The sequence below is a fragment of the Archaeoglobus fulgidus DSM 4304 genome, from assembly GCF_000008665.1.
Taxonomy (GTDB): Archaea; Halobacteriota; Archaeoglobi; order Archaeoglobales; family Archaeoglobaceae; genus Archaeoglobus; species Archaeoglobus fulgidus.
On record NC_000917.1, the window covers coordinates 333,211 to 350,709 of the forward strand.

Genomic DNA, 17,499 nt, shown 5'->3' on the forward strand with positions numbered 1-17,499 from the left:
GTGGTAGTATGGCTTCAAAGTGGCTCGTTATATTTGCAGGCTTTCTGCTCAATCTCATGCTCGGAATAGTTTACGCATGGAGCGTCTTTGTTAACCCGCTAATGAATACCTTCGGCTGGAGCAAAACCATCGCTTCACTGCCTTTCTCAATATTCCTGCTGATTTTCGCACTCATGATGGTTCCCGCAGGAAGAACGCAGGACAGGATAGGGCCGAGAAAGGTTGCAATGCTGGGTGGTGTGCTGCTTGGTGTCGGCTTTCTGCTATCGGGGTTAATTGAGTCCATCCAGTCACCCTACTGGCTCATTTTCAGCTACGGCGTCATAGCTGGAGCTGGATGTGGACTCGGCTACGCATGCCCCATCCCAGTGGCAAGAAAATGGTTCCCCGAAAGGGTTGGTCTCGCCACTGGACTGGTGGTCATGGGTTTCGGAATGAGCGCCCTCATCTTTGCCCCCCTTGAGAGGATTTTAATCGATACATACGGCATAAGCACCACCTTTTACATTCTTGGAGTCATTTTGCTCATCGTCGCAGTTTTTGCCGCATCTCTGCTTTCCAACCCTCCAGAACTGCCTGCTGTCCAAGCATCAAATCCTGCCAAGGTTGAGGTTGTAACAGGTAAGCCTGAGCTCGGGCCGTCAGAAATGCTTAGGGATTACAGGTTCTACGTCCTCTGGCTGAGCTTCTTCTTCATGGCTCTGGCAGGATTAATGGTCATCGGCCACATCGCTCCCTACGCTCAGGAGAGGGGCTTGGAGCCTCTGGCCGCTGCATTCGCCGTGAGCATTCTGTCAGTAGCAAACGCTGTCGGGAGACCGGGGGCTGGAGCACTTTCTGACAAAATCGGCAGGGCAATGACAATGTTCGTCCTCTTTCTGATTCAGGGAATTACACTCATTGCCTTCCCGCACGTTGCCCTTACACTGATAACCATCTACATCTGCGCTGCAATAATAGGTTTTAACTACGGAGCGAACTTCTCGCTATTCCCTTCCGCCACAGGAGACTTTTTCGGCACGAAAAACCTCGGTGTGAACTACGGCCTTGTCTTTACGTCCTACGGAGTCGGAGGGCTGGTTGGACCAATAATGGCTGGTTACGTCTTTGACGTTACGGGAAGCTACGAAATTGCCTTTCTCGTTGCAGGAGTGTTAGCTTTAATTGCAGCCTTTATGAGCTTCCTCCTCAGGAGGAAGTGAATTTTATTTTTTTAAACAAAAGTGGTGGGTAATAGCACATATTCTCAAGAGAGACTTAAAAACAAAGCGAAAAATTAAAACATCAGTGATTAATTTATTTTAATATGGAGAGGGCTTACGAACTCTTCCAAAAGCTTCCAGATGACCTGAAGAGAGAAGTTATAGACTACATGGAATTCCTGCTCGAAAGAAAGGTAAAGAAAAAAGGTGATAAGCTCAAGCTTTCATGGAAAGGTGCTCTGAAAGAGCTGAGAGACAAATACACCTCTGTGGAGCAATAATCCTGTAGCTTATCCTCCTCAGGAGGAGGCGAATTTTAAACAAAAGTGTCCACAATCACGCTCTCAGATTGAGGTGTAGAGTTTTGGGCAATGCCCCCGGTCCTGTGGGTGTCTCACCGTCTTTGAAAACCCACATTGCCCCTACTGGTGGCTCAGAAGAGAGGTTTACGTATTCTTCACCGTTGCTGCTGTGATAAAATTGAAAACAACTGCGACTAAGGCAAAGGTGATAAGAACTGCCATTAAAGTCCCCACGACCTCGCTAACACCCTTGGCATTCATTACCATTATTGCAACAATCACAATTATAAGGTTAACTGACAAAAGTAGAATTAAAACTTGAGAACCTTCGGAACGTTAACCTCGTAAGGCGGGTATATCACCCCGTATTCGGTTATGAGGGCCGTTACGTTTTCAAGAGGCGTTGGGTCGAAGGCGGGATTGTAAACTTTAACGTTTAGAGGGGCAATCTGCCTTTTTCCACAGAAAATCAGCTCCTCCCTCGGCCTTTCCTCAATCACAACGTCCTTGGCTGTTCTCTCCCAATCAAAGGTCGCCTTTGGGGCGGCAACGTAGAAGGGAATGTTGTGATGCTTTGCCACTACCGAGACCGTGTAGGTGCCGATTTTGTTAAACACAGCATCCCTCACTATCCTGTCAGCCCCCACTATGACCTTGTCCACCATCCCCTTCTGCATAACTATGCCCACCATTGAATCAGTTATGAGCGTAACATCAATGCCATCCTCCATAAGCTCCCAGCAGGTCAGCCTTGACCCCTGATTGAGGGGGCGGGTTTCGCAGGCAATAACCCTAATCTCCTTCCCCTGCTCCACAGCACTCCTCACAACTCCCAATGCGGTCCCCCAGTCCACTGTCGCAAGTCTTCCAGCGTTGCAGTAGGTCAGGACAACATCTCCATCCTCAAGCAGCTCCGCTCCATACTCACCCATCTTCCTGTTCCTCTCCACGTCCTCCTCTGCCAGCTTCTCTGCCTCCCTTAGCGCAAGTTCCTTCACTTCCTCAACGCTCTCCCCCTTCAGAGCTGCGTTGAGTGCCCTCTCTATACCAACAAAGAGGTTCACGGCAGTGGGACGAGTTGAGGCGAGAAAATCTGCCGCCTTTTTGAGGTGTTCCTTCAACTCATCAACATCAGCAAACTCCCTCTCCCTCGCAGCCAAGGCAATGCCGTAAGCTCCAGCAGCCTCAAGCGCCGGAGCTCCCCTTACGGCAAGCTTTTTTATCGCATCCGCCAGCTCCTCAACGTTTCTGCACTCAATTACCTCCAGCTTCTCGGGAAGCTTCGTCTGGTCAATCAGCTTCAACCCATCATCCCAGAATATCGACCTCATTTCAACACCTCACTTCAAGACCTTACCCGTCATCTCGGCCCAGATTCTCAAATCCATTTCTGCAAGACTCTCTCCCCTCTCCTCCGAAATTTCCATAAGAATTTTCTCAACTTCGAGATACTTCTTCGCCGTCATCGTGCCGGGAACTTCGTAGCCCTGCCTTTCAAGCCACCTCAGAATGTGCCTGTCTATTATAGCAACATCCTCTCTCCCGACATTCCTGAGAAAGTGGCTTGCCTCCTTCATTCCCAGCCCCTTTATCTTGAGAAGAATCTCCCTAGCCTTACTGCTTTCAGCCTCCAGAGCCTTCTCCACCAGCTTGAAGCTTTTAAAAGCCTCCCTGATGTACTCAGCCTTTCTGTTGTGGAATCTCACTCCAGCCAAGGTGAGCGCCTCCTTGACCCCCACTCCCTGTCCTAAAAGCCTCTGGAACTTCAAGCCTGCTGTGGCGGAGGAGTTGGCTGTTGATATGCAGAAGGCAAGCTCAGTTCTGATGGTTGCCTTCACACTGAAATCAAGAAAGGGCCTGAAGTCGAACTCCACCTCCCCTTTTTCTCCAAGCTGCCTGAACTCTTTAATGCGCCTTGAAATTGCTTTCTCAATCATAGCAGAAGCGCCTCTCCCTCAACAGCGATGTTTGTGGCGAAGGAGACTGCTGCAATCCCGCTCTTCTCACAGACCTCTATGGCTGAATCGAGAATTGCTGCTTTCGACGCAATTAAAGGTATCCCAACCCTTGCACACTTCATCGCCATTCCTCTCGAAATTCTACCTGAGAGGAGAAGGAAAGTTTTGCTCAGCTCAGCACCTTTTAGCAAAGCTGAGCCAATTGCCTTGTCAACGGCATTGTGCCTGCCCACGTCATACATCCTCGACACAACACCGTCTTTACCCACTATAACTGCAGTATGATAGCCCCTCGTTTTCCTGTACTCCTCCGTCTCAATGTAATTCAAAGCCTCCCTGACTTCCTCAAGCGTGAACCTCTCTCCAGCTTTAACCCTCGGTATCTCCTCCCTCTCCCTGAAAACTCCGATGCATCCTGAGGACCTTATTGTTGTGGAGCTATGCTCCCCGTCCATCTTAACGTAGATAATGTCATCCTCAATTTTGCTCACCTCAACTTCATCGAGAGACTTGGCAATCCCCTCTGAAATTACAAATCCGACCGCAAGCTCTATGAGGTTTTTGGGAGTGCACATCAGGTGGTATTGAGTTCTTCCAGCGATTACTGTAACTCTGCTCTCCCTGGCCAGTTCAAGAGTCTTTCCGAGTTTTCTGATCACGTCGGCAGTTTTGGCACAGGTGTTAAAAAAGTTTGGCGACTAAGAGTGATATGCTAAGAAACTCCTCGGCGGTTTTCATCACCGCCATGATTCTTGGGCTACTTTTCCCCCTGGCGCAATTAGCCTGAAAGAGGGGTCGATCACGAACGTTCTTCTCAACTACCTTTATCTCAGCGGCCTGATTCTGCTTCTCGGTTACATTCTAGCTATTGGTTGGTTTCGTTGTGATGGCTTCTGCCCCTCGTTTCCTGCGCTGTTGCCTACGTTTTATCCCTAATCATCACTCCCGCGATTATAATCTGCCTAACCGAAAAGGGTGTTGACACTGCGGAGATTTTCAGAACTCTCCATTTTTGAGGTTCTCGCTTTTACCTACTTCTCAATCGTGATTAACAAAATAAATCAAAGTTAAGAGGGATGGCAAAGGTATTTATATGGTATATAAGTCTTTAAAAATGGTGGTGTTATGCAGGATTACAAGATAAAAATCGAGAATGTTGTGGCATCAACCCAGATTGGAGAAAATATAGATTTGAACAAGATTTCTAGGGAAATTAAGGACTCAGAATACAAACCAAAGCAGTTTCCCGGACTGGTTTTGAGAACGAAGGAGCCAAAGGCTGCCGCTCTGGTTTTCAGGAGTGGGAAGGTCGTGTGCACAGGCTCCAAGAGCGTGGAGGACGCAAGAAGGGCGGTAAAGCAAATCGTGAAGATGCTGAAGGAAATCGGCATTTCGGTAATCGACGAGCCTGAGGTGAAGGTTCAGAACATCGTAGCTTCTGCGGACCTCGGAGTTGATTTGAACCTCAACGCAATAGCTATCGGTCTGGGACTTGAGAACATTGAGTACGAGCCGGAGCAGTTTCCGGGTCTAGTTTACAGGCTTGACAATCCGAGAGTTGTCGTGCTGATTTTCGGTTCCGGCAAGATGGTTGTTACAGGCGGTAAAAGCCCTGAAGATGCTAGAAAGGCTGTTGAAAGGATTTCTGAGGAGCTCAGAACTCTGGGACTGATGTAAGATGATGCCGGATAAGAAGGGCTACATAATTGACATAGATGGGGTCATCGGCAAGAGCGTTACACCGATTCCAGAGGGCGTTGAAGGTGTAAAAAAGCTCAAAGAGCTCGGCAAGAAAATAATTTTCGTTTCGAACAACTCAACGAGGAGCAGGAGAATTCTGCTTGAGAGGTTGAGGAGCTTCGGTCTTGAAGTCGGTGAAGATGAAATACTAGTGGCAACCTACGCAACTGCCAGGTTTATTGCAAGAGAGAAGCCAAATGCGAAGGTTTTCACAACTGGAGAGGAGGGCCTGATAGAGGAACTGAGGCTAGCTGGGCTGGAGATTGTTGACTACGATGAGGCAGAGTACCTGGTTGTTGGCTCAAACAGGAAAATAAACTTCGAGCTCATGACCAAAGCCCTGAGGGCCTGTCTGAGGGGGATAAGGTACATCGCAACCAACCCCGACAGAATTTTTCCCGCCGAGGACGGCCCAATTCCCGGAACAGGTATGATTATCGGCGCTCTCTACTGGATGACCGGCAGGGAGCCTGATGTCGTCGTTGGAAAGCCTTCGGAAGTTATAATGCGCGAGGCTCTTGACATTCTCGGCCTTGACGCTAAGGACGTTGCGGTTGTCGGAGACCAGATAGACGTCGATGTAGCTGCTGGAAAAGCTATTGGGGCAGAGACTGTACTCGTTCTCACCGGTGTGACAACAAGAGAGAACCTGGACCAGATGATTGAAAGGCACGGATTAAAGCCCGACTACGTCTTCAACTCTCTGAAGGATATGGTTGAGGCTCTGGAGGGGTAAGATGGACACGGCAAACGACTTTCGAATCCTGCTGGCTGAGAAGGGTGTGGAGGAGCTTATCAGAGTGTCGCAGTCGTTGCAGGTGCAGGGGAGAAAAAAGTTCGTTGAAGCGCTGAAATCAATCTCGTCTGAGCTTCAGAACGTTAAGTACTGCTACCTGAGCGTTGATGAGCTCTTGGAGTTCGAGAGCTTTCTGAAGGTCGTTGATACCGCAAGCAGTTTAAGAAAAATGCTTCCCGACTCGAAGGACTACAGTACCGCCATAGCAGATTACTGGCTTGAGTACCTGGCGCATCTTCCAGAACTGATGAAGAGGGGAGAAATAGAGAGGATCGGAGAGGCAATAAGGTACTTTGCTGGAGAAATCACCTCGAGAAGCGGTCTGGACGGGCTCTGGCTGTGCGTCTTCGACTGTGGGGGGAGGCTTGAGGTCGTAACGAACAGCGAGGAGTACAGGCAGGGGAAGAAGGCTGTAGTAGCGTATCTCCCGCCAAGAAGGTTTGGGAAGGAAATCAGCAGAGGAATGTTTGTTTTGCAGCACGACAGGATAGCGAAGAAGGGTGAATTGAACTTGCGGACATTAAAAGCATCAGAAAGTGGCTCGGGGAAGTTGAGTCTATTTTAACTGATTTAATAAAAAGGTAAAAAATTACTCTTTGGGTGGCCAGTTCTTTTCGAGCCACCCCTTAATTCTTCCAGAGTCCATTGGTCCTACAAGCACCTTCCAGCCGGTTTCGTCCTCAATCGCTCCCTGCAGCCTTGCAGCAAGACCCGGTATCACAAGGTAGCGGTGGTTAACCTTCTCCTCAATCTTCGTTTCCTCTATGAGCTCCTTGACCTTTGATGCCGTGAACTGCCCGCCAGCAACGCTAACCTCGACACCCAATCCTTCTGTGTTGAGGACGAGCAACCATCCCTTGATTCCACCGCTTGTCAGGTCGCTCTCGACTGTGTAGTACGTCAGGGCGAAGTTGGTCGTGATGAACACTGGATCGTCCGGACCTGGGTCGTTGATTGCCCTCAATCCGGGCTCAACCTGCACAGGCGTTCTTGGATCGGTGTAGATGTTGAACCTGAGCGTTATCGTAGGCATAACCACGTGCTGGTCAATGCTCCTGAAAATCATGACATCTCCGTACTTAACAATGAAAATGCTCGCTATCACAGCCTCCCAGTAGGATTTTGTAACGTCATCTCCCTCAATCAGCCATGCCGCGATCGGAGTTATCATGATCGGATATGCAACATCCTTGTCCTGGCCTGCTATTGCCGTTCTGCGAAGCTGTATGACCCTCTCAAACGTCCCCTTAAGTCCCTCTCCAAGGGGCTCAGTGACAGGGTCGAGGACGATGTCCTTAACCCCTGCCTGCTTGAACGTTACCGCCATGCTTTTCAGCAGGTCCAAGTCCTTAGCTCTCAGCGTTACCGGCACCTTGTACTCCAGAGCCAATTTGAGGAACTCCTTCCAGTTACCCTCGGTTGCTGCGTACATCAGCGGTCTCTGGTCGGCAACCTCCTCCAACGCTGCCTTCATGCATTCAGAATCGAGAGCAACGAGGATGAGCGGCTTGCCGTATGATGCAACCTTCTTAACAACCTCTCTGTACCTCTTCGGGTCTCCAGAGGTGCACCTCACAGCAAAGCCGTCGAGCGTGAGGAAGTTTCCGACGTAGAACTTCTTGTAGCTTACTACCCTATCACATCTCTCTTCCAGAGCCTTGTCGTCCATCGTGTCCCAGACGTCGTAGAAGAAGCCGGTTGGGTTGAAGAATGTGAGCTCGTGCCTGTGAAGCACCTCTTCGCCACCAATCTTTACCGCGTTCTCTCCAACGCCTATTACGACTTCAGCTATTTCCGGAGCGGTAAGCTCAAGAAGCTCTTCAAGCTTCTTTTTGACCTTCGGGTCCTTTTCCGCATCTCTCACAAGCGGCTTGCAGTCGAGAGGTGTTACTGATCTATCAAGGATGTGGGCTGCAAAGCTCATGCAGGTGTCGAAGCCGCATTCTCCGCAGTTAGTTCTCGGCAGGTAGTTGTAAACCTCAAGGGGGCTCTTTACCTTCATTCATTACACCTCCATGAAAATCCACTCGCCAGGGTCAGCCACTCCTCCGCTAACCTTACCGCCGAGTGTGTTGAAGACCTCCTTGAGGACGGCAACTGCTACTGGATGCATCATCATGAAGAGATCGACTCCGGCAAGGGAGAGTGTCAGACCAGTTATAATCTCCCAGATTGGGCCTCTGAGCTCTCTTGGCCCCCAGGGCGTGTCCTCTTCAATCGGTGAGTCCACCATCCAGGCCTCTCTCGCTCCCCACGCGTTGGTCGTACCGCTTGATATCGGGAAGTTCAGGTCTGTGTCTCCCTTCAAACCGCTGATTCTGATTCTCTCCATGTTCGTGAAGGCATAGTCAAGGCCATAACCGAGGGCTGCGGTCGTTGGGTCCATGACGATGCTGTCTCTCGGCATCTCGACCCTCTTCAGCAGGTACCTGTTGAGCGTCTTCTGGTTGTTTATGTCCATCTGGGTCCAGCTCAAAACGACATGGCCGTACTTCTTGGCTGCGTTGGCAATCCTTTCCCAGTCCATGTCGAGAGTTGCTGAGGCAAGCATGATTCTCTCTCCCTCAGCTACCTCCGCGGCCTTCTCAAGAACCTCGGGGTCCTTCTCCTTGTTTCCGCTACCTCCAACGATTATGGGGCACTTCACCGCCTGCAGAACGTCCTCAAGAACCTTCACGGCCTCGCTTGCAGGTGTGTCGTCCAGCAGGGGGTCCGTGCTGATGAGGTGGAGCGTTACTAGGTCAGCACCGAACTTCTTAACACACTTCCTCGCCCACTCTGCAGGGTTGTCCAGCACATCCTCGTAGTGCATCCTCACCGCCTTTGCGAGCATGGGCCTTCTGTCGAAGACGTCAATGGCTATTGCGGGAAGGTGGGGCTGTGGGGCGTCGAAGGTGTAGAAAGCGAGACTCCTCTCTCCACCAAGCGTGACAGTGTACTCCCTGGTTCCCCCATCAGCCTTGGTTGCGCCAAGAACAACCTCCTCTATCTTGCCCGGATACTCCTCCTTGTATGGCTCAAACTTTGCCCTTACAAGCTCTGCTGGAATCTTCAGCTCCTCGACTGCCGGAACCTCAGCCGGTGCAGCAGGAGCCGCAGGGGCAAGCTGAGGCTGTGCAGCGAAGGGTGTTGGGATGCCAAGGGCTGCAGAAAGCCTCTGCAGATAGCCGAGTGCCATGTTTGCGTGATACAGGAAGTTACCGAATTCGGAAAGCATTGAGTAAAGAGGGGCAATTGCTGATAGGTCTATCGACGATCCCTCGAACTCTATTTCGAGGTCGCCCTCAATTTTCACCCCTTCTATCTCCTCTACATTATACTTTTTCAGCAAATCCAAAAACTCCTCAAGCGTGAACTTTTTCAAATTAATCACCTCGCTTTGGCTGACAAATTGAGCATTAAATTAGCTACATCCTTCATTTTCCTATAGACTTCAGAATTCTTGTCTATCTTGCTTACAGGTTCTCCTCTAAGGTCGATTTCTGCTACACTGCTGTCGTAGGGCAGCACGGCAAGAAGCTCCAAACCCTCCTCTTTCGCAAACTCTCTAATCGTTTTCTCTGCATCCTCGGAAGCGATTCTGTTGGCAATCAGGAAAATCTTCTTGAAGTTCAGCTTGAGCTCACTGGCAAGCTCTTTGATCCTCTTTGCAGTTGCCAGTCCCTTTCTCGACATGTCAGTTACGATTATTATGTAATCAGCAGAGTCGATGGTTTTTCTGCTGAAGTGCTCCAGACCAGCTTCGGTGTCGATTATTATGTACTCGTAGTGTCTCATCAGCCTCTTCAGCACACCTCGAAGCAGAGAATTGGCAAAGCAGTAGCACCCCTCTCCTTCCGGCCTTCCCATCACCAGAAGGTCGTATCTGGGGCACTCGCATATTGCTTCAGCGTAAATCTTGCCTTCCAACCACTGCTCCTTGTTCATTGAACCCATTTCATCCCTGCTAACCTGAAAGAGCTCCCTGATTTCGCCAAGAGTTTTTCTTACCTGCTTCTCCACACCGAGAGCTTCTGGGAGGTTGCTGTCTGGGTCGGCATCAACTGCCAGAACGCTTGTAGTGTGCTCTGAAATAAAATTAATGAGGAGGGCGGAAACCAGCGTTTTTCCGGTCCCACCCTTGCCTGCCACCGCGATTACTGTCATTCTTCTTCCTCTATTATCAGCTCTGGGATATGAATCTGAGCTCCTTTAAGGATGAGTTTAACCTTCTTCACTTCCTCCTCCATTACTTCCCACCCTTCTTCTCCTTCTCTGCCTTCTTGATGATGACCTTTTCGATGGTAATCTTCGCGTCCTTGATTACAAGCTTGACACCTGCCGGAGCTGCTGACGCTGCAGGCATCTGAAGGGCGGGGAGCTGGAATCCTGGCATCTGCATCGGCATTGGCTGCATTGCCATCGGCTGAGCTGCTTGTGCTGGCTGAGCTGCTGGTGCTGCCTCAGCAGCAGCCTCCTCAGCGACCTCTTCAGCCTCTTCTTCCTCTTCCTCAACCCATCCGTTGGTAATCTTCTTGCCGTCAACCGGCCTTACAACACCCTTGACAACGGGGTGGTCAACTTTCTTGAGGAACTCCCTCAGCTCATCAAGGGTCTTGGCATCCTCCTCGGTTGCAATCTTGTCCCTGATGTCGTCCGGGATGTACTTTGCCACTCTCTCTTTCAGCTCCTTCGGCATCCAGACCGTCCTGTACCACCCACCATCGGCCTGAATGAACTTCTTGCTTCTGAAGTAGGCTATACCGATGCCAAGGAACCCAACGACCTGCTTTCCACCACCAGTCTGACCGGCCATTGTTGAGAACGTCAAACCGTTGGGTGCGGGTTCAGCGTAGCCTCTGTGCACCCAGCCAATTCCGTCAACTTCGGGCATGTAGAAACCTATAACCTCAAAGCAACCACAGCTTGTGTGCGGATACTCGAAGAAGCTGTGCAGCTTTATCCTCTCGTACTCTCCACCGCTCTCCTGCTTTGCAAACTCGTTAACACCGCTGTACTCACCGCCGATCGGGTCAAGCAGCTCTCCCTTCGGCACCGCTCTGTTTGGCCCCTCGGGGTCAACCTTTGCTGCCGCTCTACCATCGAACCAGGTTATAGCTCCGCAGAGCGAGGGTCTGTCTGGGCTGACAATGCAGACGTTTGTTGGGGCGAAGCTCTGGCAGAGGGTGCATGAGTAGAACTCGTCAACGTCCTCATCGCTCAAAGCCTCAACTCTCGCGTCTCTCTCCTCGAAAATCGGCATTGCAAGCTCGTTGAGCAGCTTTTCAACCAGATCCTTGTCGGTGATGTAAACAGCCTCAATCTTCTCGATGAAGGGGAGCTCGTTCTTGTAGAGCATCATTGTGGCTTTTGCAATCTGAATCAGGCTTTTCAGTCCCTTCTTGATCGCATTCTTTCCGATTCTGATCCAGATGTCGTATCTCTGGTTGAGGTGCATGTACCCCTCGATGTAGTTCTGGAAGTCGTGGTTTCTTCTCTCGATAACAGGCTCAAGATCAGTCTCTACCATCTCACCGGCGATGTAGTAAATCATCGCGTAGGGATATGCCTGTCCTTCCTCCATCTCGTCCAGATCCGGGCCGATGAGCGTGACCTTCATGTCCTCTACCTGATCCATCGGCAGAGCCATGACAAGCTCGAACCCAGGCTGCGTTGGACCTCCAAGCTCAACGTACATGTCTCCCTTCCTGATTCTCTCTCCCTCGTACATCGGAGAGATGTCAAATGGAAACTCTGCTTCCTCTCCAACGCTCTCCTTGACTTTAACACCCTCCGGAATCTCTATTCTTTTTCTTTCAACCATATCTTGCTCACCTCCAAATTAAACTAAACTCTCCAGCTATACCCAAACAACAATTTTTGTTTATTTGTATTTATCGCTTTTCACCTTTCCGCCAACCTACACGATTCCTCACTGAGCCTGATTTTCTCAGGCTTCCTTTACGATTTTGGAGTCATTAGAATTTAAATTAATCGAAAAATATTCCATGTAGCAATTTTTTGAATCATAATTACAACAAGTGCTAACAATAAAAAAAGAAGTAACACTTTACAGATCAAGCTGAATGATTTCTCCATTCTGAACCTGACTCTCGTAAATGGTTATCTCCTTTACGACATTTCCTGCCTTTATGTGGTACGGCGTAATCGGCTTGACGGGATAATCCGAGTTATGGGAGTACGGGAGTACAACTGTGTATGTGCCGTTTTTAACCTCGACCGTCTGCCAGTACTCGAATGTTCTGTTCTGGTTCGTTTTGATTGTTGCGTTTACGCTAACCTCAGTAACGTTGGCAGAAACTTTGCCGGTAACCACAGCCCCCTTCACTCTCTCGAAAATCTTCACATACCCTGAAGGCGCAATCTTTACGGGAATTCCCATCTTCTTTTCGTAAAGCTGGGTGTAGGCGTACTTGTAGAGAACTTCCTGCGTTCCCATTGTTGGAGAAACACCGTATCTCGCTCTCATCACCGCCTCGTAGAGCGCAGTCTGAAGAACCTGGCTCTCGTTGTTCAGGTTGACCTGAGAGGAGTAGGACTTCCACTCAGCGGGATAGTCGCTCTCGTAAATCATCCTGTAGTGGGACAGACCGCTACCGTCAAACAGATGGAGCTTTGCCTCCATAGTGCTGTAGTAAAGCTCGCTTGGGATTCTCAGTGGGATGATGATGGAGTTCAGCGGGATGTCCCACTGGGAATTCGCATAGCCGAATGTGCCCGTGGGTGAGTAGTAGAAGTATCCGCCGTAGTATTTCTCGGCAAGAGGTAAATCTCCTTCAGCCCAAACGGCCATTGCGTAGTACTTCCCCGTTTCCATCTCAATGTCGCTAACAACGTATTTCACGTTCAGCTTCTCTGCAACAAACTCCGCATAGCTCTCGTTCTCGGCCGTGAAGAATGATGATGCACCAGGAACATTGTTGTACTTGTTCCCTATTCCCGCTTGGAATGGGTTGGCGATGGGCATGCGGTGGGCTACGGCCTCAATCCAGTGCCCGTAATCCCACCAGCTTATTACCCCATAGGTTTCGAAGGGGTAGCTGAAGGGCTCCTTATTGCTCTGGGGTGTTGGGTAAAGCTGCAGGTAGTACTCGTCGTACTTTTCTCCATCAGGCGTGTTTTCTCTCATCCACGTCAGAGCATCGTACCACTGCTTGTTCGGCCCTCCTGCATAGGAGCTCTGCGCATCCGCGAGGATGTAGGTGGGGTAGATTGCGGCCAAGGCTATCAGAAGGGCAAATGCAACCCTGAAGTAGCTCAGCTTATTTCTCGCCCCAATAGCGTTCTCCAACGCCCTGTAAAGGTGAAGTTTATCGAAAACCACGGAGAGTGCCAGTGCCGAGTAAACAGCAGAAACTGCGGCGAAATAATACGCGAACCTGTTCTGCCCCCAGAGAGCGATGAACATGGCGATGGCCCAGATCAGAAGAGCCATTTCTGGAAAGCTTCTCCTCTTAAGAAATCTGTAAGCAGAGTACAGAATTCCAGCCATGCCGAAGAAAAATAAAGCGCCAAAGTGCAATACGGCATTGGTGAGAGTAAACTCCCCATTGTGAGTGAAGAAGAAAGGATACACTTCAGCAATTGTTAACGCTCCTCCCTTCGGCTGAACAACGCGTACTACCGAAAGCAAATTTCTTGCAAAATCAGGGGAAATTACGAAGAAGAGCCCCATTATGAGGGCGGTTAGAACAATAACGGCCAGTGGCATACCTTTTCTTCCCAAACCCACTCTTTCGAAAAATCCGACATCGTTCCACTTTTCAATCTGGTAAAATGCGGCAGCTATTACCGCCGAGCCGAGAAGGACGAGAAGCTGGAAGGGAGAGTAGAAGATGGTACTAAATCCGGGATAGTTGAAGGCAAAGGGAAGGTAAATTAATGCCGAAACTGCGAACGTTACAACTGCAACAAGAGAGAGGTTTTTCCTGTCCGCATTGACGAATCCGGCAAGAACGAAAGCGAAGAACATGAACGCCAGAATAATTGGGGCTATAATAAATCCAGCTCCCCACGAAAGCACGTACAGCCCAATGGTTATTCCTGCAATTACTGGGTATGCCATCTGCCTCGCCGTTAGATTGTGGCTCAAGTCGTGCCCTTTCCACCTGTTGTAAGCAAGCAGGAATGTTCCTAGAGCGGAGACCTGCCAGAAAGCTTCCCAAATGTGGTGATCGTTGAAGCCGAGAATGCTCCTTTGCAAGAACTGTCCGGGTACTATCGCAATGAGGAATGCCGCGATAACGGCTGCTCTCTTGTCAAAAACCTCCCTAGTCAACAGATATACCGGGAGTATAGCCAGAACACCTCCAATTGCTGGTATAAATGCCAGAACTGCTCTTAAGCTTTCACCGCTCGTAGCGGAAAAAATGATTCCCGCAATAGATCCAAGATAAACCAAGAATGGCCCAAAGTGTGTGTATGAGCCGTAGGGGTAGTAAGTGAACGGATCAAACCAAATTCTGTGCGGAAAGTTGTGAATTGTGTTCTCAATCAGCCTGTAGTAATACCACGGATCGTTTCCACCAAGCCTGACCGTCCAGGTAAATACGCTATTCCACGGGTTCAGAATTCTAAGCTTTACTGAAATCAGTGCTGCGATGACAAGAACTGATAAGTGCCAGTATTTTTTAAACCAACTCTCAGCATTCTGCATGGCAGAAAAAGTAAAATGCTTAATTTAAACTTTCTGATAGATGCTGACCTTCGTTGGACTCGGACTTTGGGACGTCAAAGACATTTCAGTCAAGGGACTGGAGGCCGTAAGGGAGGCTGATGAGGTTTACGTGGAGTATTATACGTCGAAGCTTTTGAGCAGCATTGAGGAAATGGAAGAATTCTTCGGTAAGAGAGTTGTTGAGCTGGAGAGGAGCGACCTTGAGGAAAACAGCTTCAGGTTGATAGAGAGAGCAAAGAGTAAAAGTGTTGTGCTGCTTGTCCCCGGAGACCCAATGGTTGCAACCACGCACTCCGCAATTAAGCTTGAGGCGGAGAGGAAAGGCGTCAAAACGAGAATCATCCACGGGGCAAGCATTTCTACCGCTGTTTGCGGACTAACGGGTTTGCACAACTATAGATTCGGAAAATCCGCGACTGTAAGCTGGCACAGGTCGCAGACGCCGGTTAATGTTATTAAGGCTAATCGAAGCATCGACGCACACACGCTGCTGTTTTTAGACCTCCATCCGGAGCCAATGACGATAGGGCATGCCGTAGAAAACCTAATCGCCGAAGATGCCCAAATGAAAGACCTTTACGCAGTGGGGATAGCCAGAGCGGGGAGTGGAGAGGAAGTGGTTAAGTGCGACAGGCTCGAAAATCTGAAGAAAATTGACTTTGGCAAACCCCTCCACGTGATGGTTGTCCTTGCAAAAACTCTGCACTTCATGGAGTTTGAGTGCCTGAGAGAGTTTGCCGACGCTCCTGCAGAGCTTGAGAGGTTGGTAGCATGATAATTCCTGAAAGGGAAAAGTGGGGGCTGTTTCTGCTTTTTCTTGGGCTTCTTCTGGCAGGCTACATGCACTGGAGGTTTTCGTTATGAAGATTCCAAAAACGTATGATGAGATAATGGAGCATTTCGGCGGGCTTATTGATGAGGTGACCGCGGAACTGCTCGAAAGCTACGCAAAGGGAGAAACTGTGAGGGTGAGTGAGGCGTTGGCCAAAAGCGGCAGAGTTGCCGTTGAAGGCGTGGTTTTGAGGGTTTTTCCCGTAAGGCATTTCAGCAAAAACGGCAGGAGCGGAAAGGTTGGAAGCGTTGTAATTCAGGACGACTGCACGGTTAGAGTTAACTTCTGGAATGAGGCGGCAGAGATAATAGAGGCTGGGGATATTGTGGAAGGAGCGAGGATAAAAGTAAGGGGCTATGCGAGGGGGGAGGAGATACACGTCAACAGCCTCTCGGAGGTGGAGGTTTTTGTCGACTTTGTAAATATCTCTGAGCTTGATGAGAAGGTTGGGGAGAGGGTAAACGTAAAGGGCTTTGTATCCGGACTGGGTGAGCCGGAAAAGGCCAATGAAATATACATTTCAGATGAGACTGGCAGAGTGAAGGTTTTACTGGAAAATGAGAGCCTCTACTATGCCGTTGACATTGGGTCCTACGTTGAGATATACAACGCTCTGGCCGGAGAGGATGGCATTTACGTCGATAGAAATTCGAGGTTCAGTGTTGGGGAGTAGAAGAGGTGGGATTCGCAATCGCAGTCGGAGCATCCGAATCCCCTAATTCTTTCAAAACTCTCGAACCTTTGTGCAAGCCCGCATTCCGGCTCTTTAGAAAGTATAGCTCCCACCACCTCCATTTTAGCTGAGATATAGTCGATGTGCCACCTCTTCTTCTTTTTGATGGAAAAGTGCCGCTTTACTCTGTGAACACCGCTATTGGCACTGCCGACATAGTAGTAATAGCCCCTCCTGAACGCTATGACCCCCAGCGCTCCCACCCTCACCTGAAAATATTCACAACAGCGGAGCACCAAGACGTAGGAGGTCACGCCGAAAGTAGAGCCAAGACTTATAAATGGACACCTTACTTAGCCCATGAGATGGTCGATCATCTTTACAGCCTTGCTTCTAACCCTTTGCATATCTCCGCCGGCAGAAGAGCTTTCGCGGGAGGAGTACTGCAGCAAGGTCTGGAGATACGACTACGAATGCGCGCTAAATTACATTCTGAACGATGAAGAAGTTCAGAAAGTTGCGGCCGTTGCGGAGAAGCTGAAAGGAGTTGACTGCAAGGACACAGCGTGGAAAATACTTGAGTGGGAGGATGAGAATCTCGTTTACGATGTTGAGAAGGCAAGTCTCCCACCTCCGCAGATTGTGGTCAGAGGCAAGGAAGTTGAGGTGTACGACACGGGTAGATACATTCAAACGCCATCCGAAACGATAATGCTTCGAAAGGGCATCTGCACGGATTACGCTTTTCTTACACTCGCTCTTCTCAAGTACAACGGTTGTAAAGGTTATCTGGTTAATGTGACCTTTGAGAACGATGATGTCGGGCATGTTGCTGCAGCCATAGCCGTCAACGGAACTTACTTCATTCTCGACCAGCACCTCCCGCCCTTCGACCCTCAGGGATACTTCATCAAATGGTTAAGGGATGGGAAGAGGATTGAGAAGGCAGAGATCATTGATAACAACACCACCATACCGCTCAACCTTTCCATCGGGTATGTGGCAAGCGATAGAGATGCGAAATCGCTCGAATCAAGAATCCGTCAGTACTTTAAAGGCACTGGAATAAGAGAAGATCCAAGACTGAACGGTGAGAAACTACCTTTAGGATACAGGGAAGGCTACACGCTCAAATTGAGCCTTGAGATGGCAGAATACTACCATCCTGAATTTGAAAGGCAGTATGCGGAGCACATCTACAAACTCCTTGAAGAGAGCATCGAAGGAAGGTTTAAGGCGTTCAACCTTCACTTGTCTATTAAGGGAGATGTGATGGAGATCGTTCTTTACCTCGCAAGGTGAGGGTAAGAGTTATTTAT

Annotated in this window: 18 protein-coding genes; 8 read left to right on the forward strand and 10 right to left on the reverse strand. The window is 49.6% G+C overall.

The genetic code is table 11. The features are described 5' to 3' along the window. Nucleotides 1-8 precede the first annotated feature (8 nt). A complete protein-coding gene (locus tag AF_RS01880) occupies nucleotides 9-1,202 on the forward strand; it encodes an L-lactate MFS transporter (protein ID WP_010877874.1) in 1,194 nt (397 codons plus the stop codon). A 104-nt stretch (nucleotides 1,203-1,306) separates the two neighbouring features. Next, on the forward strand, nucleotides 1,307-1,483 hold the full coding sequence (locus tag AF_RS01885) for a DUF2281 domain-containing protein (RefSeq protein WP_010877875.1): 177 nt from the start codon (nucleotides 1,307-1,309) through the stop codon (nucleotides 1,481-1,483). Between the two features lie 165 nt (nucleotides 1,484-1,648). Here AF_RS01885 and AF_RS12570 read toward each other — a convergent pair whose 3' ends face one another. The 4 genes from AF_RS12570 to fdhD are packed head-to-tail and all read right to left on the reverse strand — an operon-like array spanning nucleotide 1,649 to nucleotide 4,121. Continuing rightward, nucleotides 1,649-1,786, reverse strand: coding sequence for an archaellin/type IV pilin N-terminal domain-containing protein (locus AF_RS12570; RefSeq protein WP_010877876.1), 138 nt, complete (start codon nucleotides 1,784-1,786; stop codon nucleotides 1,649-1,651). A gap of 29 nt (nucleotides 1,787-1,815) precedes the next feature. Next, nucleotides 1,816-2,835, reverse strand: coding sequence for an S-methyl-5-thioribose-1-phosphate isomerase (locus AF_RS01890; protein ID WP_010877877.1), 1,020 nt, complete (start codon nucleotides 2,833-2,835; stop codon nucleotides 1,816-1,818). A gap of 9 nt (nucleotides 2,836-2,844) precedes the next feature. Beyond that, a complete protein-coding gene (locus AF_RS01895; RefSeq protein WP_010877878.1) occupies nucleotides 2,845-3,441 on the reverse strand; it encodes an N-glycosylase/DNA lyase in 597 nt (198 codons plus the stop codon). After that, entirely contained in the window at nucleotides 3,438-4,121 is a 684-nt protein-coding gene (gene fdhD, locus AF_RS01900) for a formate dehydrogenase accessory sulfurtransferase FdhD (protein WP_010877879.1), read from the reverse strand. Before fdhD ends, AF_RS01895 begins: the two co-directional genes overlap by 4 nt. A gap of 466 nt (nucleotides 4,122-4,587) precedes the next feature. Between fdhD and AF_RS01905 the strand changes: the two genes are divergently transcribed. The 3 genes from AF_RS01905 to AF_RS01915 are packed head-to-tail and all read left to right on the forward strand — an operon-like array spanning nucleotide 4,588 to nucleotide 6,563. After that, entirely contained in the window at nucleotides 4,588-5,139 is a 552-nt protein-coding gene (locus tag AF_RS01905) for a TATA-box-binding protein (RefSeq protein WP_010877880.1), read from the forward strand. A gap of 1 nt (nucleotide 5,140) precedes the next feature. Beyond that, nucleotides 5,141-5,938: an HAD-IIA family hydrolase gene (locus AF_RS01910; protein ID WP_010877881.1), complete on the forward strand. Its 798-nt coding sequence runs from the start codon at nucleotides 5,141-5,143 to the stop codon at nucleotides 5,936-5,938. Between the two features lies 1 nt (nucleotide 5,939). Further along, on the forward strand, nucleotides 5,940-6,563 hold the full coding sequence (locus AF_RS01915) for an RNA-binding protein (protein WP_010877882.1): 624 nt from the start codon (nucleotides 5,940-5,942) through the stop codon (nucleotides 6,561-6,563). Nucleotides 6,564-6,587: 24 nt separating this feature from the next. On the opposite strand, the gene acsC is transcribed toward AF_RS01915, so the two are convergent. The 5 genes from acsC to aglB3 all read right to left on the reverse strand — a co-directional run bounded on the left by acsC (nucleotide 6,588) and on the right by aglB3 (nucleotide 14,654). Next, on the reverse strand, nucleotides 6,588-8,000 hold the full coding sequence (gene acsC / locus AF_RS01920; protein ID WP_010877883.1) for an acetyl-CoA decarbonylase/synthase complex subunit gamma: 1,413 nt from the start codon (nucleotides 7,998-8,000) through the stop codon (nucleotides 6,588-6,590). Between the two features lie 3 nt (nucleotides 8,001-8,003). Continuing rightward, the gene (cdhD, locus tag AF_RS01925; RefSeq protein ID WP_010877884.1) at nucleotides 8,004-9,362 is read right to left on the reverse strand and encodes a CO dehydrogenase/acetyl-CoA synthase subunit delta; all 1,359 of its coding nucleotides are present in this window, start codon (nucleotides 9,360-9,362) and stop codon (nucleotides 8,004-8,006) included. A 5-nt stretch (nucleotides 9,363-9,367) separates the two neighbouring features. Further along, the gene (locus AF_RS01930) at nucleotides 9,368-10,144 is read right to left on the reverse strand and encodes an AAA family ATPase (protein ID WP_010877885.1); all 777 of its coding nucleotides are present in this window, start codon (nucleotides 10,142-10,144) and stop codon (nucleotides 9,368-9,370) included. Nucleotides 10,145-10,226: 82 nt separating this feature from the next. Then, a complete protein-coding gene (gene cdhC, locus AF_RS01935) occupies nucleotides 10,227-11,801 on the reverse strand; it encodes a CO dehydrogenase/CO-methylating acetyl-CoA synthase complex subunit beta (RefSeq protein ID WP_010877886.1) in 1,575 nt (524 codons plus the stop codon). A gap of 246 nt (nucleotides 11,802-12,047) precedes the next feature. After that, nucleotides 12,048-14,654, reverse strand: a complete 2,607-nt coding sequence (aglB3, locus tag AF_RS01940) for a dolichyl-phosphooligosaccharide-protein glycotransferase AglB3 (RefSeq protein WP_010877887.1) — start codon at nucleotides 14,652-14,654, stop codon at nucleotides 12,048-12,050. 40 nt (nucleotides 14,655-14,694) lie between these two features. On the opposite strand from aglB3, the gene dph5 reads away from it, so the two are divergent. Together dph5 and AF_RS01950 are read left to right on the forward strand one after the other, a co-directional pair. Beyond that, the gene (dph5, locus tag AF_RS01945; RefSeq protein WP_010877888.1) at nucleotides 14,695-15,450 is read left to right on the forward strand and encodes a diphthine synthase; all 756 of its coding nucleotides are present in this window, start codon (nucleotides 14,695-14,697) and stop codon (nucleotides 15,448-15,450) included. An 85-nt stretch (nucleotides 15,451-15,535) separates the two neighbouring features. Continuing rightward, nucleotides 15,536-16,180 carry a hypothetical protein gene (locus AF_RS01950; protein ID WP_048064222.1) on the forward strand — a complete coding sequence of 215 codons (645 nt, stop codon included), beginning with the start codon at nucleotides 15,536-15,538 and terminating at the stop codon, nucleotides 16,178-16,180. Here AF_RS01950 and AF_RS12575 read toward each other — a convergent pair. Then, on the reverse strand, nucleotides 16,141-16,443 hold the full coding sequence (locus AF_RS12575; RefSeq protein WP_010877890.1) for a GIY-YIG nuclease family protein: 303 nt from the start codon (nucleotides 16,441-16,443) through the stop codon (nucleotides 16,141-16,143). The two genes, AF_RS01950 and AF_RS12575, sit on opposite strands and share 40 nt — an antisense overlap. A 97-nt stretch (nucleotides 16,444-16,540) precedes the next feature. On the opposite strand from AF_RS12575, the gene AF_RS01955 reads away from it, so the two are divergent. Continuing rightward, nucleotides 16,541-17,482: a transglutaminase-like domain-containing protein gene (locus tag AF_RS01955; protein WP_010877891.1), complete on the forward strand. Its 942-nt coding sequence runs from the start codon at nucleotides 16,541-16,543 to the stop codon at nucleotides 17,480-17,482. Nucleotides 17,483-17,499: the final 17 nt, after the last annotated feature.

Coding starts and splice junctions, on each gene's coding strand:
- AF_RS01880 (WP_010877874.1), top strand. CDS start 9: ATGGCTTCAAAGTGGCTCGTTATATTTGCAGGCTTTCTGCTCAATCTC.
- AF_RS01930 (WP_010877885.1), bottom strand. CDS start 10,144: ATGACAGTAATCGCGGTGGCAGGCAAGGGTGGGACCGGAAAAACGCTG.
- AF_RS01890 (WP_010877877.1), bottom strand. CDS start 2,835: ATGAGGTCGATATTCTGGGATGATGGGTTGAAGCTGATTGACCAGACG.
- AF_RS01905 (WP_010877880.1), top strand. CDS start 4,588: ATGCAGGATTACAAGATAAAAATCGAGAATGTTGTGGCATCAACCCAG.
- AF_RS01950 (WP_048064222.1), top strand. CDS start 15,536: ATGAAGATTCCAAAAACGTATGATGAGATAATGGAGCATTTCGGCGGG.
- aglB3 (WP_010877887.1), bottom strand. CDS start 14,654: ATGCAGAATGCTGAGAGTTGGTTTAAAAAATACTGGCACTTATCAGTT.
- AF_RS01915 (WP_010877882.1), top strand. CDS start 5,940: ATGGACACGGCAAACGACTTTCGAATCCTGCTGGCTGAGAAGGGTGTG.
- AF_RS01955 (WP_010877891.1), top strand. CDS start 16,541: ATGAGATGGTCGATCATCTTTACAGCCTTGCTTCTAACCCTTTGCATA.
- AF_RS01885 (WP_010877875.1), top strand. CDS start 1,307: ATGGAGAGGGCTTACGAACTCTTCCAAAAGCTTCCAGATGACCTGAAG.
- dph5 (WP_010877888.1), top strand. CDS start 14,695: ATGCTGACCTTCGTTGGACTCGGACTTTGGGACGTCAAAGACATTTCA.
- AF_RS01910 (WP_010877881.1), top strand. CDS start 5,141: ATGATGCCGGATAAGAAGGGCTACATAATTGACATAGATGGGGTCATC.
- cdhC (WP_010877886.1), bottom strand. CDS start 11,801: ATGGTTGAAAGAAAAAGAATAGAGATTCCGGAGGGTGTTAAAGTCAAG.
- AF_RS01895 (WP_010877878.1), bottom strand. CDS start 3,441: ATGATTGAGAAAGCAATTTCAAGGCGCATTAAAGAGTTCAGGCAGCTT.
- acsC (WP_010877883.1), bottom strand. CDS start 8,000: ATGAAGGTAAAGAGCCCCCTTGAGGTTTACAACTACCTGCCGAGAACT.